21 protein-coding genes are annotated in these 23,088 nt (G+C 72.2%); 6 read left to right on the forward strand and 15 right to left on the reverse strand.

The genetic code is table 11. The features are described 5' to 3' along the window. Positions 1–2: 2 nt before the first annotated feature. The 4 genes from ACIQOU_RS16050 to ACIQOU_RS16065 form a co-directional block, all read right to left on the reverse strand. A complete protein-coding gene (locus ACIQOU_RS16050) occupies positions 3–1,094 on the reverse strand; it encodes a PDZ domain-containing protein (RefSeq protein ID WP_401537309.1) in 1,092 nt (363 codons plus the stop codon). 51 nt (positions 1,095–1,145) lie between these two features. Beyond that, positions 1,146–1,310 carry a hypothetical protein gene (locus tag ACIQOU_RS16055; RefSeq protein WP_401537310.1) on the reverse strand — a complete coding sequence of 55 codons (165 nt, stop codon included), beginning with the start codon at positions 1,308–1,310 and terminating at the stop codon, positions 1,146–1,148. A 160-nt stretch (positions 1,311–1,470) separates the two neighbouring features. Further along, complete coding sequence (locus ACIQOU_RS16060) at positions 1,471–1,926, reverse strand: molybdenum cofactor biosynthesis protein MoaE (RefSeq protein ID WP_401537311.1); 456 nt, start codon at positions 1,924–1,926, stop codon at positions 1,471–1,473. Positions 1,927–2,028: 102 nt separating this feature from the next. After that, on the reverse strand, positions 2,029–3,141 hold the full coding sequence (locus ACIQOU_RS16065) for an SDR family oxidoreductase (RefSeq protein ID WP_401537312.1): 1,113 nt from the start codon (positions 3,139–3,141) through the stop codon (positions 2,029–2,031). 192 nt (positions 3,142–3,333) lie between these two features. Here ACIQOU_RS16065 and ACIQOU_RS16070 point away from each other — a divergent pair, with 192 nt between their 5' ends. Together ACIQOU_RS16070 and ACIQOU_RS16075 are read left to right on the forward strand one after the other, a co-directional pair. Then, the gene (locus tag ACIQOU_RS16070) at positions 3,334–4,776 is read left to right on the forward strand and encodes a zinc-dependent metalloprotease (protein WP_401537313.1); all 1,443 of its coding nucleotides are present in this window, start codon (positions 3,334–3,336) and stop codon (positions 4,774–4,776) included. Next, complete coding sequence (locus ACIQOU_RS16075) at positions 4,773–5,294, forward strand: NUDIX hydrolase (RefSeq protein ID WP_401537314.1); 522 nt, start codon at positions 4,773–4,775, stop codon at positions 5,292–5,294. The genes ACIQOU_RS16070 and ACIQOU_RS16075 overlap by 4 nt, the downstream gene beginning before the upstream one ends. A 194-nt stretch (positions 5,295–5,488) precedes the next feature. Here ACIQOU_RS16075 and ACIQOU_RS16080 read toward each other — a convergent pair whose 3' ends face one another. The 4 genes from ACIQOU_RS16080 to ACIQOU_RS16095 all read right to left on the reverse strand — a co-directional run bounded on the left by ACIQOU_RS16080 (position 5,489) and on the right by ACIQOU_RS16095 (position 9,318). After that, positions 5,489–6,241, reverse strand: a complete 753-nt coding sequence (locus ACIQOU_RS16080) for an AIM24 family protein (protein WP_401537315.1) — start codon at positions 6,239–6,241, stop codon at positions 5,489–5,491. 18 nt (positions 6,242–6,259) lie between these two features. Beyond that, positions 6,260–6,940, reverse strand: coding sequence for an AIM24 family protein (locus tag ACIQOU_RS16085; protein ID WP_401537316.1), 681 nt, complete (start codon positions 6,938–6,940; stop codon positions 6,260–6,262). An 11-nt stretch (positions 6,941–6,951) separates the two neighbouring features. Continuing rightward, a complete protein-coding gene (locus ACIQOU_RS16090) occupies positions 6,952–8,601 on the reverse strand; it encodes a TerD family protein (RefSeq protein WP_401537317.1) in 1,650 nt (549 codons plus the stop codon). Positions 8,602–8,721: 120 nt separating this feature from the next. Then, positions 8,722–9,318 carry a M48 family metallopeptidase gene (locus tag ACIQOU_RS16095; protein WP_401537318.1) on the reverse strand — a complete coding sequence of 199 codons (597 nt, stop codon included), beginning with the start codon at positions 9,316–9,318 and terminating at the stop codon, positions 8,722–8,724. Between the two features lie 244 nt (positions 9,319–9,562). Between ACIQOU_RS16095 and ACIQOU_RS16100 the strand changes: the two genes are divergently transcribed. Both ACIQOU_RS16100 and ACIQOU_RS16105 read left to right on the forward strand, forming a co-directional pair. Continuing rightward, entirely contained in the window at positions 9,563–10,777 is a 1,215-nt protein-coding gene (locus ACIQOU_RS16100; protein ID WP_401537364.1) for a ThiF family adenylyltransferase, read from the forward strand. Then, a complete protein-coding gene (locus ACIQOU_RS16105; protein WP_401537319.1) occupies positions 10,770–12,230 on the forward strand; it encodes an ABC1 kinase family protein in 1,461 nt (486 codons plus the stop codon). The genes ACIQOU_RS16100 and ACIQOU_RS16105 overlap by 8 nt, the downstream gene beginning before the upstream one ends. A gap of 175 nt (positions 12,231–12,405) precedes the next feature. Here ACIQOU_RS16105 and ACIQOU_RS16110 read toward each other — a convergent pair whose 3' ends face one another. The 4 genes from ACIQOU_RS16110 to ACIQOU_RS16125 form a co-directional block, all read right to left on the reverse strand. Next, a complete protein-coding gene (locus ACIQOU_RS16110) occupies positions 12,406–12,729 on the reverse strand; it encodes a hypothetical protein (RefSeq protein WP_401537320.1) in 324 nt (107 codons plus the stop codon). After that, positions 12,726–13,094 (reverse strand): WhiB family transcriptional regulator, encoded by a 369-nt coding sequence (locus ACIQOU_RS16115; protein WP_401537321.1) that lies wholly within the window; start codon positions 13,092–13,094, stop codon positions 12,726–12,728. The genes ACIQOU_RS16110 and ACIQOU_RS16115 overlap by 4 nt, the downstream gene beginning before the upstream one ends. Positions 13,095–13,268: 174 nt before the next feature. Further along, positions 13,269–13,583 carry a hypothetical protein gene (locus ACIQOU_RS16120; RefSeq protein ID WP_401537322.1) on the reverse strand — a complete coding sequence of 105 codons (315 nt, stop codon included), beginning with the start codon at positions 13,581–13,583 and terminating at the stop codon, positions 13,269–13,271. A gap of 164 nt (positions 13,584–13,747) precedes the next feature. Beyond that, positions 13,748–15,943 (reverse strand): ATP-dependent DNA helicase UvrD2, encoded by a 2,196-nt coding sequence (locus tag ACIQOU_RS16125; protein ID WP_401537323.1) that lies wholly within the window; start codon positions 15,941–15,943, stop codon positions 13,748–13,750. A 235-nt stretch (positions 15,944–16,178) separates the two neighbouring features. Here ACIQOU_RS16125 and ACIQOU_RS16130 point away from each other — a divergent pair, with 235 nt between their 5' ends. After that, positions 16,179–16,436, forward strand: coding sequence for a mycoredoxin (locus tag ACIQOU_RS16130; protein WP_401537324.1), 258 nt, complete (start codon positions 16,179–16,181; stop codon positions 16,434–16,436). 107 nt (positions 16,437–16,543) lie between these two features. Then, complete coding sequence (locus ACIQOU_RS16135) at positions 16,544–16,864, forward strand: hypothetical protein (protein WP_401537325.1); 321 nt, start codon at positions 16,544–16,546, stop codon at positions 16,862–16,864. Positions 16,865–16,893: 29 nt separating this feature from the next. Here ACIQOU_RS16135 and nudC read toward each other — a convergent pair whose 3' ends face one another. From nudC to ACIQOU_RS16150, 3 genes are all read right to left on the reverse strand, one after another. Then, a complete protein-coding gene (gene nudC, locus ACIQOU_RS16140; RefSeq protein ID WP_401537326.1) occupies positions 16,894–17,838 on the reverse strand; it encodes an NAD(+) diphosphatase in 945 nt (314 codons plus the stop codon). A 161-nt stretch (positions 17,839–17,999) separates the two neighbouring features. Next, positions 18,000–19,403, reverse strand: coding sequence for a dipeptidase (locus ACIQOU_RS16145; RefSeq protein ID WP_401537327.1), 1,404 nt, complete (start codon positions 19,401–19,403; stop codon positions 18,000–18,002). Positions 19,404–19,413: 10 nt separating this feature from the next. Next, positions 19,414–23,016: a UvrD-helicase domain-containing protein gene (locus ACIQOU_RS16150; RefSeq protein WP_401537328.1), complete on the reverse strand. Its 3,603-nt coding sequence runs from the start codon at positions 23,014–23,016 to the stop codon at positions 19,414–19,416. Positions 23,017–23,088: the final 72 nt, after the last annotated feature.

Here is a 23,088-nt window from a genome sequence, read left to right on the forward strand (position 1 = left end):
GGCTACTTGGTGCACTTCGGCAGGTCGGCGGTCTTCCCGGAGCGGATGTCCTTCAGCGCGCCGAGGGCGTCGCCGATGGTCTTCACCTTGACGAGGGTGAGGCCGTCGGGGGTGCTCGCGGCCGCCGCGGCGCAGTTGTCGGCGGGCGTCAGGAAGTACTGGGCGCCCTTGTCGCGCGCGCCGACGGTCTTCATCTCGATGCCGCCGATCGGGCCGACCGTGCCGTCGTCGTCGATGGTCCCGGTACCGGCCACGAACTTTCCGCCGGTCAGGCTGGTCGGGGTGAGCTTGTCGTAGATGCCGAGGGCGAACATCAGTCCGGCGCTCGGGCCGCCGACGTCGGCGAGCTTGATGTCGATGGTGAACGGGAACGTGTGATCGGTCCCGGCGGAGATCCCGACGATGGCACGCTTCCCGCCCTTGTCCTCGGAGGTCGCCGTCTTGATGGTGACCTTCTCGGTCTTGTCCGTCGCCCGGCGTTCCTTCTCGGCGGCGGCCTGCTCCTTGGCGGGGACGACCGTGAAGACGACGTCCTCGCCTGGCGTGTGCTTGGTGACGAGCTTGGCGACATCGGCGGGCGCCTTGACGGCCGTCCCGTCGACGTCCTTGATGACGTCACCGGCGTGCAGCCGGCCCTCGGCCGGTGATCCCTTGACGACGGTGGAGACGATCACCCAGGACTGCACGGGCACGTCCAGCTCCTTCAGGGCGGCGACCTTGGCGCTCTCCTGGGACTCGCTGAACTCCTCGGCGTTCTCCTGGGTGGACTGCTCCTCGGTCTTGCCGTCCGGGTAGAGGGTGTCGTGCGGGACGACCTTGTAGTCGTGCGCGAGCCAGCCGTAGACGGCCTCGACGAGGTTCATGCGGTAGTCGGCGCTGGTGACGCGGACGGTCGTCATGTTCAGGTGCCCGCTGGTGGCGTACGTCTTGCGTCCGGAGATCTGCAACACCGGCTCGCCGTCGTGGTCCCCGAGCGTGTTGACCGTCGGCCCCGGTGACATCTCCGAGTACGGCACGGGGAGGAACACACCCGCGCACAGGAGCGCGATCAGCATCAGGGTGGAGGCGAGCATCGTCGCGGTGCGGCGTGGCATGCGAAGACAGTACGGGACGGGACTGTCAGTGCACCGGCGGCCCCACGTCTGTCAGGTGCCGCTGTGGGACTTCTCCATGGCCGCGCGGAAGCGCGCGTATCCGTCCAGCTCGGGGCCGTCGCTGCGGACCTTGCGGGTCCGGTTGGCCCAGCTTCCCCACAGGGCGGCGCCGACCCCGGCGATCAGCGGAATCAACAACCACGCGAGTGCCGCCATACCGACCTCCCGACCCTGGACGCGCCCGAGCTGGCCGACCAGCCGAACTGACTGATCAGCAGATTAACCATCTGTACGGACAACGCTCGTACCCGGGGTCGGGTTACGCAACCGGAGCAGCAATCGTCATCCTCAAGGAGAGCCGCTGGGGCAACACGCCCTAGGCCCCGACCCACTCTTCGGTGCCGTCGGAGAACACCTGGTGCTTCCAGATCGGCACCTCCTTCTTGAGGTCGTCGATCAGCTTGCGGCAGGCCTCGAAGGCCTCGCCCCGGTGCGGGCAGGAGACGGCGACGACCACCGCGAGGTCCCCGACGACGAGGTCACCGACCCGGTGGACGGCGGCCAGGGCGCGCACCGGGTACTCGGCGACGACCTTCTCGGCGATCCGCCGCATCTCGGCCTCGGCACTGGGGTGGCTGGAGTAGCCGAGCCGGTCCACACCGGCGCCGCCGTCGTGGTCGCGCACGGTGCCCACGAACAGGGCGGTGCCGCCCGCCGCCGCGTCACCGACCGCGCGGAAGACCTCGTCGACCGAGAGCGGGCTCTCGCGGACGGCGATCAGCTTGACCGGGTCGTCGGCGGCCCGTTCCCCGGGGTGGTCGGTGCATGCCATGGCTCCATCGTGCCTCACCGGCCGGGCACCGGGAACCGCACGGTCGACCGGCACGCGCGCGGGGCGTTCGGGGGCTCCTCCCCCGACGCGTCCCAGGACGCGTCAGATGCGGCGACGGGCCTTGCGGGCCCGGCGCACCACGGCCGCGGCGCCCAGCAGCGCCACCGTCGCACCGGCCGCGCCGGCCGCCGTGGCGTCCTTGCGACCCAGGCGGCGTCCGGCGACCGTGTGCCGCCCGGAGACCTCCTCCAGCAGCTCCGCGAGGACCTCCTCGTTGGTCCACTGGGGCCGCCAGCCCGCGTCGTGCAGCCGGCTCCCGCTGACCACCCAGGGGTACATCGTGTAGGCGAGGTCACCGGCCGGGGACGGCGTCAGGCCGATCCGGTGCAGCCGGGCCGCCGCTCCCAGGGCGACCGCCGAGGGCAGCTCCATGCGCCGGATGCCGCTGAGTTCCTCGACCTCCTCCTGTTCGAGCCAGCCCTCGCAGCCGACGGCGAGTTCCCCCTCGACCTTCTCCAGGACGGTGTACTCCAGGGCGCCGCACAGGTCCTCGACGTGGCAGAACTGCCAGGCGGGCCGGGAACCGGCCACCACCAGCAGCCGGGGCGACTCGAAGTACCGGGTCAACGCGGTGTCGGTGCCGCCGACGAGGATGGCGGGGCGGACCACGGTGACGTTGAGGCCGGGGTGCGCGCGAGGGGCGCGGCGGGCGAGCCGTTCGATCTCCAGGAGGTCGCCGACGCCGGTGGCCTCCGCCGTGGCGCGCAGTTCGGCGTCCTCCGAGAGCGGCAGTTCGTTGTCGGGCAGTGCCCCGTAGACCATCGCGGACGTGCAGAGCACGACCCGGTGGACGCCCGCAGCGGCGGCGGCCGTCAGGACGGTCTGGGTCCCCCGGACGTTGTAGGCCGTTCGGGCGGCGGCGTCGGTCTCCAGGTCGAGATCGAGCGCGAGGTGGACGACCACGTCGGCGCCGCGCAGTTTCTCGGCGATGGCCGGATCGCGTACGTCGAGGATGTGCCACTGGGCCTCGGCGCACTCGCCGCGCCGTTCGTCGATCGCGATGACCTGCCTGACCTGGTCCGAGGCGGCGAGCCGTGCGGTGAGCAGGGCGCCCACTCCGGACGCGGCGCCCGTGACCGCGACGACGGGCCCGCGCACGGCGGGAGGGGTTGACTCGTTTCGCGCTGCGCGAACGTGCGGATCTGGGGAACTCACCGGGCGTCTCCAGAGGTTGTCTTCAGTACGGACGCGAGTGACGCGTCCGTACCAGGTGGCAACCATCCTGCCGCAGGCCAAGAGTCGGCGGAGCACCGAGGCCCGAACCGCCGGCGGTGTCTACGCTGGGTGGTGTTATCGGGCAGTCGTGCCGCCGGAGCCAACCGGTGGCCCTAGGAGCCGAGGAATCCCGTGAGTGACACCCCATTCGGATTCGGCCTTCCGCCGGAGGAGCCGGAAGACGGCGACGAGGGCAAGAAGAAGGACCAGCAGAGCGGTGGTGGTCAGGGCCCGGCCGACCCGTTCGGATTCGGCCCGGCCGGCGCCGGGGGCATGGGCGGGGACAACCCGCTCGCGGCCATGTTCGGCTCGCTGAACCCCACTGACCTGGGCGCCGCGTTCCAGCAGCTGGGCCAGATGCTCTCCTTCGAGGGCGGCCCGGTGAACTGGGACATGGCCAAGCAGATCGCCCGCCAGACGGTCGCCCAGGGCACGTCGGACGGCACGAAGGACGCGAGCGTCGGCCCCGCCGAGCGCACCGCCGTCGAGGAGGCCGTCCGGCTGGCCGACCTGTGGCTGGACGATGTGACGTCGCTGCCGTCGGGTGCCGGGTCCGCGGTGGCCTGGTCGCGCGCGGAGTGGGTCGAGGCGACCCTGCCGGCCTGGCAGGAGCTGGTCGACCCGGTGGCCGAGCGGGTCGGGGCGGCGATGGGCGATGTGCTGCCCGAGGAGATGCAGGCCATGGCGGGCCCGCTGATCGGCATGATGCGCTCGATGGGCGGTGCCATGTTCGGCACCCAGATCGGGCAGGCCGTGGGCGTGCTCGCGGGCGAGGTCGTCGGCTCCACCGACATCGGCCTGCCGCTCACCCCGGCCGGCAAGGCCGCGCTGCTGCCGGTGAACATCGAGGGGTTCGGCAAGGACCTCGGCGTGCCCAAGGAGGAGGTGCGGCTGTATCTCGCCCTGCGGGAGGCGGCCCACCAGCGCCTCTTCGCGCACGTGCCGTGGCTGCGTTCGCATCTGTTCGGCGCGGTCGACGGGTACGCGCGCGGGATCAAGGTCGACACGGCCAAGCTGGAGGACGTGGTCGGCCAGTTCGACCCGCAGAACCCGGAGCAGTTGCAGGACGCCCTCCAGCAGGGCATGTTCCAGCCGGAGGACACCCCGGAGCAGAAGGCCGCGCTGGCCCGTCTGGAGACGGCTCTGGCGCTGGTCGAGGGCTGGGTGGACGCGGTGGTGCACGCGGCGGCGAAGCCGCGGCTCTCGTCCGCCGACGCGCTGCGCGAGACCCTGCGCCGCCGTCGTGCGACCGGCGGTCCCGCGGAGCAGACGTTCGCCACGCTGATCGGCCTGGAGCTGCGGCCGCGCCGGCTGCGCGACGCGTCCCGGCTGTGGGCGTCGCTCACGGACGCGCGCGGGGTCGACGGCCGGGACGGCCTGTGGGCCCACCCGGACATGCTGCCGACCGCCTCCGACCTGGACGACCCGGACGGCTTCGTCCACCGCGAGCAGCTGGACTTCTCCGAGCTGGACAAGATGCTCGGCGAGGCGGCCGACAAGCCGGACCTGCGCAAGAAGGACCCCGCGCAGGACGACACCACGAGCGACGACACCAAGGGCGACGGCACCGAGTGAGCCTGTACGACGACGCGGTCCTCGTCCTGAAGGGGTACGAGGGCCAGCCGGAGCTGCGCCAGGTCTACCTGGACCACCTGTCGACGCACCCCGACGGGATGTGGAAGGCGTGCGAGGCCGGGCACCTCACGGCCAGCGCCCTGGTGATCGACCCGGAGCGGGGCCGGGTGCTGCTCACCCTGCACAAGAAGCTGCGGATGTGGCTCCAGTTGGGCGGCCACTGCGAGCCGCAGGACCCGTCGCTGACGGCGGCGGCCCTGCGCGAGGCCACCGAGGAGTCGGGCGTGGCGGGGCTGACGGTGCTGCCGGGCGGCCCGGTGCGCCTGGACCGGCATGCCATCCCGGCCCCGTGCCACTGGCACCTCGACGTCCAGTACGCCGTGGTGGCACCGCCGGGCGCGGTCCAGACGATCAGCGACGAGTCGCTGGACCTGCGCTGGTTCGGGTACGACGAGGTGGCCGAGGTGGCGGACGCGTCGGTGGTCCGCCTGCTGGAGGCGACCCGCGCCCGCCTCTGAGGGTGCCGTGAACGCCGTTGTGGCGGGGACGGCGGCGGCGCGTGGACGACGTTGCAAGACGCGTGAACGACGTGTTGTAAGACGCGTGAACGACGTTGTAAGGGGCGACCGCTATGGCGGTCGCCCCTTACGTGTGGGCCGGCCCGGCCGATGTGACCGGCGTATCCGGGCCGGTCCGGCCGCCGTGCGGGATCTCAGCTCCAGGCGTTGCCCTGGCTCTGTCCCCGGGCGCCCTGCTGACCCATGCCGTACTGCCCGGCGAGGCCGCTGATCCGGGCGTTCTGCGGCGGGAGCAGCTCACTGGGCTGAACGAGTGCGAACCCGCTGCCCATGAAGCTCAGCTCCCAGCCCTCGCCGGTGGTGCCCCGGCGCCGCCAGACCCCCGAGGAGTGCGTCTGGGCCTGCATCTGGACGCGCAGCCCGGTCGACCAGGCGACGATCGCGTCGGCGTCGCAGTTGACGTACGTGTCGGGCGTCACCCGCATCAGCAGCGGTGCGCCCGAGGTCATGAGCGCGACCTTGCCGCGTCCGGTGATGTTGAGCTGGTACTTCCCCGATCCGGAGATGCCGTAGAGGCTGTCGACGGCGATGACCTCGTGGTGCAGCGAGGAGTCCATCGCCAGCACATAGCTGCTGTCGACGGTCAGGCCCTCCTGCTCGACGTCCATCAGGTGGACGTACTGGGCGAGGTTGGCGAGGTGGACCGTGCCCTGCCCGTGGCAGCGCATCAGGTCGAGTCCCTCGCCGGTGGACGCACGCGCGCGTCCCTGCTGGTTGCTCTGGTACTCCGCGTCGAACTCGACGAGCCCCTGATAGGCGACCATCGTGCCCTTGCGGGCCAGGATGTCGTCGTGGCCCTCCAGGGTGACGCGCAGCATCTGTGGGTTCTGCACACTCCAGCGTTCTTGGGTCTGCTGGTCGTTGTAGGTGAAAAGCGGGCTCTGCATGGTTGTTCCGGCTCCCCCTCAGCCCCGGACCCGAAGGCGGTCGGTGCTGTCCTCGCTGGGCTGGACGACGACGATGCCCTGACCGGAGAAGGCCATCTGGTAGGCCTCCCCGCTGCCACGGCCGATCAGCGACTGTGCCTTGAAGCTGCGCTTGCCCTTCACCTTCAGGTTCGGTGACCAGGCGACGAGCGCGTCCGGGTCGACGTACGTCTCGTCCTCGCCGCCGCCGCAGTCGACGACGATCGGCTTGCCCCGGGAGGTCAGCGCGACCCAGCCCTGCCCGGAGATCCGCGTGTTCCACAGGCCCTGTCCCGCGAACTTCGCCAGCCCCTTGACCCGCTCCACGCTCCAGGTCAGCTGGGTGTCGAAGGCGAGGAGGTTGGTGGCGTTGACGGAGATGCCGTCGCCGTCGAGGTTGATCACGACGACGTTGGCGCCGTAGTCGGCGAGGTAGAGCAGTCCGTCGCCCGAGCACTTCATCAGGGGCGCGCCCTCGCCGGTCATCCAGTCGCGGGCGATCTGGCGCACGGCGGGCGGGTTGGGCTCGTACTGGATGAAGCCCTCGTAGGCGACCATCGAGCCCACGCGCGCGTAGAGGTCGTTCCCGGTCTGTAGGGCGACCTTCAGCATGTGGTCGCCGTGGTTCTCCATACGGGCGGTGACGGGTGCGGGGGCGTAGCCCGCGAGTGGCTGGTTCATGACGGACTCCCTCAGACCTCGTACGGCTGGACGACGATGAAGTTGCCGGGAGCGCCCCGGAACTGGAGGTTGACGCTCTCGCCGGTGTCGCCCGCGTAGGCGTTGCGGCGCATCCGCACCTGGCTGGAGACGATCACCTGGGCGGCGGCCGACCAGGCGACGACGGCGTTGCAGTCGGCGAACGTGGTGGGCGTGACCGGCAGCACCACGGGCGTGCCGTGGGTCTTGACGATGATCGTTCCGGTGCCCTGGAACTGCATCGTGAACAGCGCGCCCCCGGGGATGCCGTGTCCTTCGACGCGGCGCACCTCGTACTGAAGGCTCTCGTCGAAGGCGAGGACGTTCTCCGCAGAGACGCAGATCGCGTCGCCCTGCAACTCGACCGGGTGGAGATGGCTGGCGTCCTCGGCGAGGAACACCTGCCCCTGGCCGGTGCAGCGCATCAGCTGCATCTCCTGGCCGGTCGCGTTGCCGACGATGCGTCCGGCGAACCCGGCGCCCTTGTAACTGAAGTCGACCTTGCCCTGGTAGAGCACCATGCTGCCCTGCCGGGCCAGGACGGGCTGTCCCTCGATGCCGAGGTCGACGCGGACGAGCTTCTTGTTCTGCTGCGTCCAGCGCTGCCCGGTGGGCGTCTCCTTGAACTTCTGGAGCCCGGCGGCCATCCCGGCACCGCCCGCAGGAGCGCCCTGCGGCACCCCGTAGGAGGCGGTCTGCTGCCCCGGGACCTGTCCGAAGGGCGGCTGCTGGCCGTAGCCGGGGGCGGGGGGCTGTCCATAGCCCGGCGGCGGGCCGGGGGCGGGCGGGGCGCCGGGTGCCGGGTGCTGGCCGTAGCCGGGCGGCATGGGGGCGCTCGGGGCGCCGGGTGCGCCGTACGGCTGCTGCTGGGGCGGCTGGCCGTAGGGCGCGGGGGCCGGTCCTGGCGGCGGTACGGGGGCGGCGCCGGGCGGGGTCAGGGGCGCGACGATGGTCGGCGCGGCGTGCACGGAGGGCGCGGGCGGCGGGGCGTACGCCTGGGGCGCGGGGGCGGGTGCCGGGGCGGGCGCGGGGGCCTGCGGGGCGGCGAACGCGGGCGGGGCGAAGCCCGGGGCGGTGCCGGTCTGCGGCGGCTCCGGCGCGGCGGGCGCCTCCTCCTCGGCGACCTCGCCGCCGAAGTTCTTCAGCAGCGCGTCCAGGCCGCCGTCGAAGCCCTGTCCGACGGCCGCGAACCGCCAGACGTCCTTCAGATAGAAGTCGCCGAGCATCACGGCGCGCTCGGTGGTGAACTCCGAGCCGCTGAAGGCGTACCGGGCGACTTCCTCGCCACCGGCGACGATCCGGATGTAGCCCGGGCCGACCTGCGACATCTGTCCGGCGCCGTCGAGCGTCGCGGTGAACGACAGCTTCTGGATCTGCGCCGGAATCCGGTCGAGCGTGACCCGGAAGGACTCCGTGTCGCCCGCCTGGGCGCCCAGGAGCTGGATGGACTCCTCGGGCGACTTCGGCTGGTTGAAGAAGATGAAGTAGCGGTCGTCGGAGAGCCGTTCATCGGCGTCGAGCCCGAAACAACTGATGTCGAACGTCAGTCCGGGGCCATCGATCTGCACGCCTACGTACAGATCGGTGCCCGCGGTGAGGTCACTGATCCTGGCCTTGTGGCCGCGCTGGAATTCCCTGGCCATGCGAAACGACCGTCCCCCGTCCCGAATACAAGTACGTCGCGACAGGCTAACGGCAAAGTCTGACACCGCGAACGGTCGGTACAGACCCGGTACACAACGCCCACGTGCGGCGCGCGCCGGTCACTCCTCGCGGGCGTCCGGCGGGGGCTGCTGCCGTTCGGCCGCGGCGACCCCTTCGAGGTAGCCACGCGCGCGTTCGGTGCGCGGGTAGGCGTCCAGGAGCCGCCAGAAACGGGGGCCGTGGCCGGGCACCAGCAGATGCGCCAGCTCGTGCAGGAGGACGTAGTCGACGACGTACTCGGGCATGCCCTGGAGGCGGTGCGAGAGGCGGATGCTGCCCTCGGAGGGGGTGCAGGAGCCCCAGCGGGTGTTCTGGTTGGTGACCCAGCGCACCGAGGCGGGCCGGGCGCGGCCCTCGAAGTACTGGTCCGACAGCCGCAGGGCGCGCTCGGCCAGCTCGTCGTCGCCGAGGACCCGTCTGCTCTCCTGTGCGGCGAGCTTGTCCAGCATGACGTTCACCCAGCGCTGCTCCTCCGCCGCGGACATCCGGGCGGGGATGAGCACGATGGTGCGATCGCCCTCGCGGTACGCGGAGACCGTCCTGCGTCGACGGGTGCTCCGGCGGACCTCGATCGCGCTCGCGGCCGGACCGCTGGGCGGCTGGCTCTTCGTGCCGCGCTGTGGTGTTCCGGCGCGGTGCAGGGGGTCGGCGGACACGCCCCGACGTTACCCGCTGCGCACGCGGGACGTCCTCCCTGCGGGACGGTTCGGCGCCGTTGCCCTCCATGCGTCTGATTCGTATGACGAATACCCCGGCCTGTGGACAACGTTCGGCACGGGCCGGCCGGGACCGGGCATGCTGGCACTCGCCGGCGGAGCGTCGACCGACTCCGCGGGCCGACGGGGACGTTGTCGACCGATACGAGGGCCACGGGGGTCTGTCATGCACGCTTTGGACCAGATGGTTCCGCAGATGAAGCCGGCGCTCAGGCGCGGCTGGCGGGATCTCAACACGGTGCAGTTCGGGATGGCCCCGGCGCACGCGCTGACGCTGGGCCCGGTGGACACGGCCACGGGCAGCTTCCTCGACCTGCTCAACGGCGTCCGGGGGCTGCCGCTGCTGCGCGAGGAGGGCCGCCGGATGGGCCTTCCGGACGGCCACGTCGACACCCTGGTGGAGCGGCTGGCGCAGGCGGGTCTGCTGGACGACGCGCGGGGCGGCGGTCCGGCCGCCGACGAGCTGCGCGACAAGGAGGCGGTCCTCGACCGGCTGCGCCCGGACCTCGCTTCCTTGTCCCTGCTGGCCTCGGAGCCGGGAGAGGCGATGCAACGGCTGGCCGCCCGCCGCTCGCTGCGCGTGCGGGTACGCGGGGCGGGCCGGGTCGGCGCGCTGGTCGCCTCGCTCCTCGCGGGGGCGGGCGTCGGTGAGGTCGATGTACGCGACGGCGGCCGGGTGGAGCCGGGGGACGTGGCGCCGGGCGGCCTGCCCGCCGAGTCGGTGGGCGAGCGCAGGGACGAGGCCGCCCGCCGTGCGGCCCGACGGCACGCGCCCGACCGGCCGCCGCGCCGGACCTCGAAGGACTCCCCCGAGGCCGAGGGTGGCGGCTTCTGCCTGGTCATCCTCGCGCCACGCGACGATGTCGCCGTCCACGCGCCCGACCCGACCGCCGCCGCGCCCCTGGTGACCTCGGGCACCCCTCATCTGTACGCGGGTGTGGTGGAGGCGACCGGTGTGGTCGGCCCGCTGGTCCTGCCCGGCGAGACGAGCTGCGCGGGCTGCCTCCAGGAGGGGCGGATCGACCGGGACCCGAGCTGGCCCCGCTTGGTCGCGCAGTGGCGCTCCGGTGCGCCACGTCAGGTGCGGGCCTGTGATCTGGCGCTGGCCACGACCGTCGCCGGTCTCACCGCCGCGCATGCGCTCGCCTTTCTGGACGGCCGCGTCCCGGCGAGCGCGGGTGCCCGCTGGGAGGTCTCGCTGCCCGGTCTGAACTGGCATGCGAGGCCCGTTCCCGCGCATGCGGCGTGCTCGTGCGGGGCAGCGGAGAAAGCCAGGAGCGAGCAGGCCCCCGAGGAAGGGGACGCACGCGCGACAATGGCGGGGCAAGGGCCGTCGAAGGAGTCAAGCCGTGAGGCGGACGCGGCGCGGCCTGCTGGGACTTGGAGGGCGCATGTCTGATCTTCCCCGCAAGGCGGTCACCCGGACCGCCAAGCTCGCGGCGCTGCCGCTCGGCTTCGCCGGACGGGCCACCTGGGGACTGGGCAAGCGGATCGTCGGCGAGTCCGCGGAGATCGTCGGCCGAGAGCTGCAACAGCGCACGGCGGAACAGTTGTTCAAGGTGCTCGGCGAGCTGAAGGGCGGGGCCATGAAGTTCGGCCAGGCCCTGTCCGTCTTCGAGTCGGCACTGCCCGAGGAGGTCGCCGGTCCCTACCGCGCGGCCCTGACGAAGCTCCAGGAGGCGGCCCCGCCGATGCCGACCCGCACCGTGCACGCGGTGCTGGAGGAACGGCTCGGCGAGGAGTGGCGGACGCTGTTCCTGGAGTTCGAGGAGAAACCGGCGGCGGCCGCGTCGATCGGCCAGGTCCATCGCGCGATGTGGCACGACGGCCGGGAGGTGGCGGTCAAGGTGCAGTACCCGGGAGCGGGCGAGGCCCTGCTGTCCGACCTCACCCAGCTGAGCCGCTTCGCCCGGCTGCTCGGCCCGCTGATCCCGGGCATGGACATCAAGCCGCTGATCACCGAGTTGAAGGACCGGGTCTCGGAGGAGCTGGACTACAGCCTGGAGGCCGAGGCCCAGCGGGCGCACTCCGAGGAGTTCGCCGACGATCCGGATGTCGTGGTGCCCGAGGTGGTCCACCAGTGCGAACAGGTGCTGGTCACCGAGTGGATCGACGGCATCCCGCTGTCGGAGGTCATCGCGGACGGCACTCCGCAGCAGCGCGACCGGGCCGGACAGCTTCTGGCCCGTTTCCTCTTCTCCGGCCCGGTCCGCACCGGCCTGCTGCACGCCGACCCGCACCCCGGCAACTTCCGTCTGCTGCCGGGCGCTTCGGACGGCGACGGCGACTGGCGGCTCGGCGTCCTGGACTTCGGCACGGTCGACCGGCTCCCCGAGGGGCTGCCCACCCCGATCGGCGAGTCCCTGCGGATGACCCTCGACGACGACGCGGAGGGCGTCTACGAACTCCTCTGCGAGGAGGGTTTCGTCAAGAAGTCGGTGGAGCTGGACCCGGGCGCGGTCCTCGACTATCTGCTGCCGATCATCGAACCGGCCCGGGTCGACGCGTTCACCTTCACCCGGGGCTGGATGCGCAGTCAGGCGGCCCGCATCGCCGACCCCCGCTCCCCCGCGCATCAGCTCGGCCGGCAGCTGAACCTCCCGCCCGCCTACTTCCTCATCCACCGGGTGACCCTCAGCACCATCGGCGTGCTCTGCCAGCTGGGCGCGACGGTGCGGCTGCGCGACGAACTGGAGGAGTGGCTACCGGGGTTCGTGCCGTACGAGCCGGCGGACGAGCTGTCCGACCCGGACGAATCCGACTCGGGCGAGGAGCAAGCGGCAGAGAGGCCGGAAGGAACAAGGGGTGCGGAGGGGACGGAGGGGGTGAAGGCGGCAGTCGTGGAGGCCTGAGCTTCTCCCCGCTGCGCTCCCCGTCGTGATCCCCGCGGTGATCCCCGCGGTGATCGGAGATTCCGCTCCTCTGCGCCCGACGCACGGCGGGGGCCGGTCCGTTCGGACGGACCGGCCCCCGCGGGGAGCTTTCTCCTCCCGGTGTCGGGAGGTCACCGCTTCGGGTGAGGATCGCCTACTGCATCACGGCGAGGGCGAGCGCCCGGCGGGCGCGCATCGAGGCGCGCTCGGCCCGGCGCTGCATCCGGCGCGCGGCCACCAGGCTCGCGGCCCGGCGCTCCTGTTGCGCCTCCTGCATGCGGTCGTGCATATGCGCACGAGCCAGGGCTTCTGGGATGAGTTGCATCTCGCGGGTCCTGTTCTGACGTTCACCGGTCGCGCCGGTGGTGGGAAAGTCTTCGATCGCCGAGCCGGTGGGCTCGTTGGCGGACGGCTTCATCGGGGCCTGCTTCGTGGGGTCGTGCGTGAAGGGACGGTCGATCGTTCCTGGGGTGTTCATGCCGTGACCGGGTTCTTGCGCGGGCGGCCACGCGGCCGCTTCCGGGCGACGACGACACCCTGGACGAACAGTTCGCCGCCCCAGACACCCCAGGGCTCACGCCGCTCCTTGGCGCCGGCGAGGCAGGCCTCGACGAGCGGGCAGGTGCGGCAGAGGGACTTGGCGTACTCGACGTCGGCCGGGGACTCGGCGAAGAAGACCTCCGGGTCGTAGGAACGGCAGGGAACGGGCACGCCGAGGTTCTCGATGGCGTCGTCCAACGCGGTGAGCGCGGTGAGCGGGGTCAAGGTGGGGTCCTCCGTGGAGCCGGGCGGCGGAATCGTTTCGGAAGGCGGTACGGACGGGGCGTGCGTGTCGAGTTGCACGGTGCGTCTTCCTCGTCTGGTCGTGCCGGTCGGGTCGACCGGTTGGCGGCTGGTACCGAGTGGTGCTCTGGCCCGAGGCTCCTTCGTGCTGTCGTCCCGGTTCGGGACAAACAAAAGGGCCGCGGTTCCCGGATGGGGTTCCGCGGCCCTGAAGGCGCCGACCTGATCAAAAGATCAGGCTGGTTCACTCCAGGGATCTGGCCCACGGAAGGCCCACATCTGGTGATGCTGCGTCGTCTGCTTCCGGCTTCCGGCACCGGCCGCCGTAAAGGCATAGGCCCGTGCCTGTGCCGCTACTGCTTCCAGTGCCTTGGTCGGTCGCTCATTGCGCTCACGGACGGGAAGTCCCGTGAGAGACAGGGAGGAGACCGGCAGGGCGACACCGATGCCGGACAGACCGGTGCCGTTGCGGGAGGAGCCGAGAACGCACACAGAAGCGAGGACCGAGCGATCGGTCAGTTTGACGGTGCTCTTCGTAATGCTGATCACTGGACTCGCCTCCTCTCGGCGTCTCAAGGGGCTGGGATGAACCAGCCAACGGGTATGTAAGTAGACCACGGAATCGGGGCCTTCGAGAAGGCCTCCGTCCCCGTGGGAAAGAACCTATGGGGACGGCCGGGGCGTGCGCAAACTATTTTTTCGACGAGTTTCCCTCACGCGTCCCGCTCGGCTTCCGCAACGTCCTGGCCTGCGCAGATGGCGAGGACGTCGACTCCGTAGCGGTTGAGCTTGCGGACGCCGACCCCGGGGATGCGGGCCAGCTCGCCGTCGCCGTCGGGCACCGCCTCGGCGATCGCCATGAGCGTCTTGTCGGTGAACACGCAGAACGCCGGCTGCCCGCTGCGCTGTGCCTGCACGGCACGCCAGGCGCGCAGCCGCTCGTACAGTCCCTCGTCCATGTCGGACGGGCAGTCCTCGCAGCGCATCAGCTTCATCTCACCGGCGTCGGTGAGGGTGCGCCCGCAGACCCGGCAACGGGCCGGGGAGCGCTGCACGCGCCGGGGCGCCGCCTCCGCCCTGCTGGTGAAGCCCCGCTCGACGCCTCCGGTACCGCCGGTCGCGGCCCGTCCGGTGGCGCCGGTCGATCCGGGGCGCAGTCCGTCGAGGAAGCGGCTGGGTCTGCGGTGGGCGCGGCCGCCGGGGGCGCGGGACAGTGCCCAGGAGACGTACAGGCGTTCCCGGGCGCGGGTGACGCCGACGTAGAGGAGTCGCCGTTCCTCCTCGACCTGTTCGTCGGTCTTCGCGTAGGTGATCGGCATCATGCCCTCGGCGACGCCGACCAGGAAGACGACGTCCCACTCCAGGCCCTTGGCCGCGTGCAGGGAGGCCAGGGTGACGCCCTGCACGGTCGGGGCGTGCTGGGCTCCGGCCCGCTCGTCCAGCTCCGCGACGAGGTCTCCCAGGGTGGCGCCGGGCTTGGCGGCGGCGAAGTCGTGCGCCAGGTTGACCAGCGCGGCCAGCGACTCCCAGCGTTCCCGCGCGGCGCCGGAGCCGGCCGGTGGCTGCGTCGTCCAGCCCTCGCCGGACAGCACCGCCCGCACCTGGGAGGGGAGGTCGACGACCTCGTCCAGCAGGGAGTCGTTGCCACCGAAGCGGGCCGCGCCGCGCAGGGCGACGCCCGCCTTGCGCACCTCGGGCCGGTCGAAGAACCGCTCGGCGCCGCGCAGTTGGTAGGAGACGCCGGCGTCGGCGAGGGCCTGTTCGTAGGTCTCGGACTGGGAGTTGGTGCGGAACAGGATCGCGATCTCGCTGGCCGGGACGCCCGCGTCGATCAGTTCGCGGATGCGGCGGGCGGCGCCCTCGGCCTCGGCGGGTTCGTCCGGGAACTCGGTGTAGCCGGGCTCGGGGCCCGCTGTGCGCTGGGAGACCAGCTCCAGGCGGTGGTCGGCGGCGCGACCGCGGGCCTGGGCGAGGAGGCCGTTGGCGAGGTGGACGACCTGGGGGGTGGAGCGGTAGTCGCGGACCAGCTTGACGACGGTGGCCCCGGGGTGGCGGGTGCGGAAGTCGAGGAGGTGGTCGGGGGTGGCGCCGGTGAACGAGTAGATGGTCTGGCTGGCGTCGCCGACCACGCAGAGGTTGTCCCGCTCGCCGAGCCACAGCTCCAGCAGGCGCTGCTGGAGGGGGCTGACGTCCTGGTACTCGTCGACCACGAAGTGCTGGTACTGGGAGCGGACCTGCTCGGCGACGTCGTGCCGGTCCTGGAGGACGGCGACGGTGAGCAGCAGGACGTCCTCGAAGTCGATGACGCCTCGGTCCCGCTTGAGGTCCTCGTAGACGGTGTAGATCTGGGCGATCTCGGCCGGGTCGCGGGGGGCCTCACGGCCGGCCTTGGCGGCGGCGGGACCGTAGTCGGCGGGGACGGTCTGGGTGACCTTGCACCACTCGATCTCGCCGGTGACGTCCCGCAGCTCACCGCGGTCGAGGCGGATGCGGCAGGCCGCGGCGGCGTCCACGACGAGCTGGGCCTTGCGGTCGACGAGCCGGGGCATGGCGCCGCCGATCGCCTTGGGCCAGAAGTACTGGAGCTGGCGCAGGGCGGCCGAGTGGAAGGTGCGGGCCTGGACACCGGCGGCGCCGAGCTGGCGCAGCCGGCCGCGCATCTCCCCGGCGGCGCGGGCGGTGAAGGTGACGGCGAGCACGCTGGAGGGCTGGAGGATGCCCGCGTGCACTCCGTAGGCGATCCGGTGGGTGATCGCCCGGGTCTTGCCGGTCCCGGCGCCCGCGAGCACGCACACCGGACCGTGCAGGGTGGTGGCGACCTCGCGCTGCTCGGGGTCGAGCCCGTCGAGCACCGCGTCGGCCGAGTCCGGTACCTGCGGGAAGAGCGAGGAGTGTGTTGCTGCTGTCACACGGCCATGCTGCCAGGTCGCCGGTGACGGATGCGTCGGGTTGTCCACAGGCACCCCCTCGCGGTCGTACTAATGCTGCGGACGCCCTGGTGCGGTCGGCGTCCGCAGAGAGCAGGCGTCCGGCGGTGCGGTGCGTGTCACTCTCGCAGGGGGCCCGTGCGAGGGAATGGTGGGGGTGCGGCGTACGTTCTCTGGACGCGAGAACCCATTCCCGATGCCGAGGAGCGCGAGAGACATGCCGGGCACTGTGACGATGTACAGCACCACGTGGTGCGGCTACTGCCGCCGGCTCAAGAGCCAGATGGACCGCGAGGGCATCGCGTACGACGAGATCAACATCGAGCACGACCCGGAGTCCGCCGCGTTCGTGGAGAAGGCGAACGGCGGCAACCAGACGGTCCCGACGGTTCGGGTGGTGCCCTCCCAGGGCGGCTCCGAGGTCGTCATGACGAACCCGAGCCTCGCCCAGGTGAAGCAGGCCCTCGCGGTCTGACCCGCCGCCACGCCGCGCCCCCTCCGGTCGAGTCACCGCAGGGGGCCGCGCCGTTTCCGGGGCGCTCGGGTGCAACCGCGCGCGTGCCGTGGCGAGTCGTACCCGGCATGAACGACACCGTTCGACCGTCCCGGACCGGCGACCACGTGATGGCGACCGTCCTGTTCGTGGGCGAGCTCTTCGTACTGCCCGTGCTCTTCGTGCTCTACGGGTCGGGCATGTGGGACGTCGGTTTCCACACCGGCATGCAGCATCCCGACCCGGCCACGCGGACGGCCGCGAAGTGGGACTTCGTCCGCCTCCTCACCGTCGGCACGGCCGTGATCGCCGGTCCGTTCCTGGTCTTCCGCCGGTGGGTGTCGGGTGTGTCGCAGCTCCTGGTCCTCGGCGGCTGTGCCGTCGCCATGTGCTTCGTGTCGACCTACTGACGCCGCCCTCCCGGGGGGGCGTGCCCCTGTCAGACGCTTCTCGTCGGCAGGGGCTTGCCGTACCAGAGTTCGATCAGACGGGCGGCGATGGAGATGCCGTAGGGCGGCAGCACGTCACCGGCGTCGAAGGCGGCGGTCAGTTCGTCGCGGGAGAACCAGCGGGCCTCGTGGATCTCGTCCCCGTCGACGTTGATCTCCGTCGAGGTGGCGCGGGCCATGAAGCCGAGCATCAGGCTGGACGGGAACGGCCAGGGCTGGCTGGCGACGTACTCGACCTGGGGGCCGACGATGATCCCGGCCTCCTCGAAGACCTCGCGGCGCACCGCCTGCTCGATGGACTCGCCGGGCTCGACGAAACCGGCGAGCGTGGAGAAGCGGCCCTCGGGCCAGTGCACCTGCCGGCCGAGCAGGATGCGGTCCTCGTCGTCGGTGACCGCCATGATCACCGCAGGGTCGGTGCGCGGGTAGTGCTCGGCACCACAGGCGGAGCAACGGCGGATGTGGCCGGCCGCGGCGATGACGGTGCGCTCGCCGCAGCGGGAGCAGAAGCGGTGGGTGCGCTGCCAGTTCTCCAGGCCGACCGCGTGCACCATGAGGCCCGCGTCGCGCGGTGACAGCAGCAGACCGGCCTCGCGCAGACCGGCGGGGCGCGCCGACTGGTCGATGCGTCCTGGCAGGGAGTCCTTCTGGAGGGCGAAGTAGCTGACGCCGTCCTCGTCGGTGCCCAGGAAGTAGCGGTGCGCCTCGGTGAGGGGCGCTTCGAAGGAGGGCGTCATGACGAGTTCGGTCCGGCCGTCCGGGGTCTCGTCGATGAGGACCTGGGCGCCGGAGACCACGAAGCAGCGAGTGGTGGGGTGGCTCCATGCCGCCGCGAGCCAGGCCTCGTCGAGGCGGTGGTGCGCGGCACGGTCGATGCCGCTCGGGGCGGTGAGCGAGATGGGGCGGTCGGCGGTGTGGTCGGTCCAGGTGGTCACGGGTGCTTCCAACTCCCCCGGGGGAACGATGTGGTGCGGCGGGCGGTTCGGCGGGCGGTGGGGCGGGCGGCGACCGGGTCCGGGTCCGGCGGGACGGTGCGGGGCGGTTCCTCCAGTGTGCCTGCGCGCCGGTGCCGTCGCGGACGGTGCGGGACCGCTGCTCAGGGCGCATGACGCCAGGTGTCCGCGAGGTCGCCCCAGAGGTACGCGGTGGTCTCGACGCCTTTGAGGAGCAGATCCAGTTCGACTTTCTCGTCGGGTGCGTGCCAGCCGTCGGAGGGGACGGAGATGCCCAGGAAGAGCACGGGTGCCCCCAGGACTTCCTGGAGGTCGGCGGCGGGCCCGGAGCCGCCCTCGCGCGTGAAGCGGACCGGTGCCTCGAAGGCGCGGCCCATCGCGCGGGCCACGGATCGCAGGGCGGGGTGGTCGAGCGGGGTCAGGCACGGGCGCGTGGCGGGGCCGAACGTGATCTCGTGCCGGATGCCCTCCGGGAGCCGTTCGGCGGCCCAGGCGCGGACGGCCTTCTCGATGTGGTCGGGGTCCTGGCCCGCGACCAGGCGGAAGGAGAGCTTCGCCATCGCCGAGGACGGGATGATCGTTTTGCTGCCGGGGCCCTGGTAGCCGCCTCCGATGCCGTTGACCTCGGCGGTCGGGCGGGCCCAGACGCGCTCCAGGGTGGTGTGTCCGGCCTCGCCGCGGGCGGCGTGGGACTTGGCCGTGCGCAGCCACCGCTGCTCGTCGAAGGGCAGCTCGGCGAAGAGTTCGCGTTCCCGGTCGGTGAGTTCGACGACGCCGTCGTAGAAGCCGGGGATCGCCACGCGCGCGTGGTCGTCGTGCAGGGCGGCGACCAGGCGGGCGACCTCGGTGGCCGGGTTGGGGACGGCGCCGCCGAACGATCCGGAGTGGATGTCCTGGTCGGGGCCGTGCAGGGTGATCTCGCACTCCGCGAGGCCGCGCATGCCGGTGCAGACGGTGGGGGTGTCCTCGGACCACATGCCGGTGTCGGAGACGATCACGGCGTCGGCGGTGAGCCGTTCGGCACGGTCCTCGACGAGCGCCCGGAAGTGCGGGGAGCCGGACTCCTCCTCGCCCTCGATCAGCAGCTTCAGGTGGACGGCGGGGGCGGTGGCGCCGGTGGTGGCGAGGTGGGTGCGGACGCCGAGTGTGTGGAAGAACACCTGCCCCTTGTCGTCGGCCGCCCCGCGCGCGTAGAGGCGACCGTCCCGGACGACGGGTTCGAAGGGGTCGCTGCTCCAGCCGTCCTCGCGGGCGGCGGGCTGGACGTCGTGGTGGCCGTAGACGAGAACGGTGGGCGCGTCGGGGTCGGCGGCGGGCCAGGAGGCGTAGACGGCGGGGGCGCCCGGGGTCTCCCAGACCTCGACGGTCGGGAAGCCGGTGTCCCGGAGGGCGGCGGCGAGCCAGTCGGCGCTGCGGCGGACATCGGGCGCGTGGTCGGGCTGGGCCGACACCGACGGGATGCGCAGCCACTCGGCGAGGTCGTCGAGGAAGGCGGCGCGGTGCTGCTCGATGTACGCGCGGACGGCGCTGTCCGGGGTCTGGCTCATGGTCACGAGCCTATCCGCCCCCACTGACATCGTCGGTGGGCGGTTCGTCACTCTTGGCTTCTTCGAGGAGCAACCTTTCCAGTTCGGCCCGCCCGGGCAGGGCTCGGGGCCTGACGACCTCGCCGCCGCGCACGTAGACGAACGCGGCGTCGACCGACTCCACCGGGACGCCCTGCTGCTCGGCCCAGGCGAGCCGGTACAGGGCGAGCTGGAGCGGATCGGCGCTGTGGGTCCTGGCCGTCTTCCAGTCGACGATCTCGTAGGCCGCCCCGTCGCCGTCGTCCTCTTTCTTGTAGACGGCGTCGATGCGGCCCCGCACGACGCGTCCGGCGATGGCGACCTGGAAGGGGGCCTCGACGCGGTGGGGGGTGCGGTGGGCGTACTCGGTGCGCTCGAAGGCGTCCTTGAGGGTGTCCAGGTCGTGTTCGTCGGCGATGTCGGCGTCGGCGCCGGGCAGCTCGTCGGGTTCCAGCAGGGGCAGGGTCAGCTCTTCGAAGCGGGACTCGACCCAGGCGTGGAAGCGGGTGCCGCGACGGGCTGCGGGCTGCGGGGGGCGGGGCATGGGGCGGGCGAGTTCCTGCGCGAATCCGTCGGGGTCGGCGGCCAGGCGCAGCACCTGGGAGACGGTGAGCGAGGCGGGCAGGGGGACCTCGGTGACGGCTTCCCTTGCGCGCAGCAGCTCGCCGGTGAGGGCGTCGAGGTCCCGGTCCCAGGAGGCGATGGCACGGGCTTCCTCGGGGGTGAGGTGCGCGTGGGCATCGGCGTGCGCGGGTGCGTGCGTGGGGGGCGGCGCCTGGTGCGGGTGCGTGTGGTCCTCGGTCTGCACGCGTGCGTGCGCGGGAGGCGGCGCCTGGTGCGGGTGCGCGTGGTCCTCGGTCTGCACGCGTGCGTGCGCGGGGGATGCCGCTTGGTGCGGGACGGTGGGGCGGTCGGTCGGCCAGGAGTCCCAGTCGGCCGCGTCCGCGTCCTCATCGGGGTACGGCTCGTCCTCGGGGGCCTCGTCGTCGACAGGCGGGGGCCAGTCGGGGTCGTCGTGGCTGTCCGGGTCGTGTGTGGCCACCAGGTGCCCGTGGCCACCGGCCTCGCCGTGACCGTCCTGGCCGTCGGCGGCGGCGAGGGCCTCCAGGTGCTGGAGAACGGTGGCCGCGGCCTCCCTGCGGTGGGCGAGGGCCGTCGCGTCCAGGGGCAGCGGCCACACCTGGTCGGCGTCCGCGCGGTGCAGGACGGGGTTCTCGTCGCCTTCGGCGGGCTGGTCCGCCCAGGCCTCGATCTCGCCGTGTCCGGCCGCGCAATGGTCGTGCAGGGCCCGGAGGAAGTCGGACGGGCCGCGGGGCTTCTTCTGATGCGGGCCCCACCAGTGGCCGGAGCCGAGGAGCAGGGAGCGGGGGCGGGTGAAGGTGACGTAGCCGAGGCGGAGTTCCTCGGTGTGCTGGTGGTCCTTCATGGCCTCCTGGAACGCCTTCAGGCCGCGCGCGTCCCAGGCGGCGAGGTCGGGCAGCGTGTCGGCGTCGCCGCGCAGGGCGTGCGGCAGGACCTTGCCCTGGGCCGTCCACTTCTCCCGCCCCTGGGTGCTGGGGAAGGTGCCGGTGACCAGGCCGGGCACGGCGACGACGTCCCACTCCAGGCCCTTGGAACGGTGGGCGGTGAGCACCTTCACGGTGTTCTCGCCGCCCGGGAGGGCGTTGTCGAGGCCCTTCTCGTACTGGGCGGCGGTGCGCAGGAAGCCCAGGAAGGCGAGCAGTGTGGCCTCGCCGTCGCCTGCGGCGAAGGAGGCGGCGATGTCCAGGAAGTTGGAGAGGGTCTCGCGGCGCCGGGCGGCCAGCGCGTGCGGGGACGCCGACAGTTCCACCTCCAGGCCGGTGACGGCGAGGACGCGGTGCAGAACGTCCATCAGCGGGTCGGCGAGCGAACGGCGCAGGTCGCGCAGTTCGGCGGCGAGGCGCGCGAAGCGTACGCGTGCCTGGGGCGAGAAGGGCAGCGTGTCGTCCTCGTGCCCGGTGTCGAGGGGCAGCTCCAGGAAGGTGTCCAGGGCGTCCGCGAGCGATATCACCTCGGCGGGGTCGACCCCCTCGACGGCCTGGGCGAGCCGACGGTCCCGGTCGTCACCGGCGTCCACGCGCGCGTGGGCGACGAGATACCGGGCGCGGCGGCCCAGGAGGGCGAGGTCGCGGGGACCGATGCGCCAGCGCGGGCCGGTCAGCAGGCGGACCAGGGCGGCGTTGGCCCCGGGGTCTTGGAGCACCTCGCAGACGGCGACGAGGTCGGCGATCTCGGGCAGGTGCAGCAGCCCGGAGAGGCCGACCACCTCGACGGGGACGTCCCGAGCGACGAGGGCGGCCTGGATCTCGGCGAAGTCGGTCGCCGTGCGGCACAGGACGGCGATCTCGCCGGGTGCCGTCCCGGTGTTCACCAGGTGGGCGACGGAGTCAGCGAGCCAGTCCAGCTCCTCGGCGTGGGTGGGCAGCAGCGCACACCGCACCAGGCCGTCGCGCTCGGCGCCCGGGGCCGGCCGGAGCGCCTCCACGCCCGCGTGCAGGGCGCGCAGCGGCTCAGCGAGGCCGTTGGCGAGGTCGAGGAGGCGGCCGCCGCTGCGGCGGTTCTCGCTGAGGGACTGGCGGGTCGCCGGGCGTCCGTCGGGGTGGGCGAAGTGTTCGGGGAAGTCGTCGAGGTTGGCGACGGAGGCGCCGCGCCAGCCGTAGATGGCCTGGCAGGGGTCACCGACGGCGGTGACGGGGTGGCCGGTGCCGTCGCCGAACAGCCCGGCCAGCAGGATGCGTTGGGCGACGGAGGTGTCCTGGTACTCGTCAAGGAGGACGACCCGGAACTCGTCGCGCAGGGCGCGGCCCACCTCGGGGATGCGCGCGAGCTGTGCGGACAGGGCGATCTGGTCCCCGAAGTCGAGGAGGTCACGGTCGCGTTTGGCGGACCGGTAACGGGCCACCAGGGCGGCGAGTTCACGGCGGGCGGCGGCGGCCTCGGGGATCTTGCGCAGGTCGGCGTTGGTGAGCTTGGCGCCCTCCAGGGTGTGCAGCAGCCCGGCGTCGTGGGCGCGCAGTTCCTCGGGGCGTACGAGGTGCTCGGAGAGTTCGGCGTCGAGGGCGAGCAGATCACCGACCAGGTCGGCGAAGGAGCGGGTGAGCGCCGGGTAGGAGCCGGGCGCTTCGCGCAGCACGCGCGCGGCGAGCTGGAAACGGGTCGCGTCGGCGAGCAGCCGGGAGGTCGGCTCCAGGCCGATGCGCAGCCCGTGGTCGGTCAGCAGGCGGCCCGCGAAGGAGTGGTACGTCGAGATCACCGGCTCGCCCGGCGGGTTGTCGGGGTCGATGATGTCCGGGTCGGTGACGCCGGCCCTGACGAGCGCCTTGCGGACGCGCTCGGCGAGTTCACCCGCGGCCTTGTTGGTGAAGGTGAGGCCGAGGACCTGTTCGGGGGCGACCTGGCCGGTGCCGACCAGCCACACCACGCGTGCCGCCATCACCGTCGTCTTGCCGGAACCGGCTCCGGCAACGATCACCTGCGGGGCGGGCGGCGCGGTGATGCAGGCCGTCTGCTCCGGGGTGAACGGGATGCCGAGCAGCTCTTTGAGCTGGTCGGGGTCAGAGATACGGGAGGGCACGTCACAGAGGCTAGCGGCGGCCACTGACAGTCGGGGCGCGAAGGCCTGCCGGGCGGGCACAAGCGCAGGTCA

The organism is Streptomyces sp. NPDC091279 (assembly GCF_044757465.1).
In the GTDB taxonomy this organism is placed as follows: Bacteria; Actinomycetota; Actinomycetes; order Streptomycetales; family Streptomycetaceae; genus Streptomyces.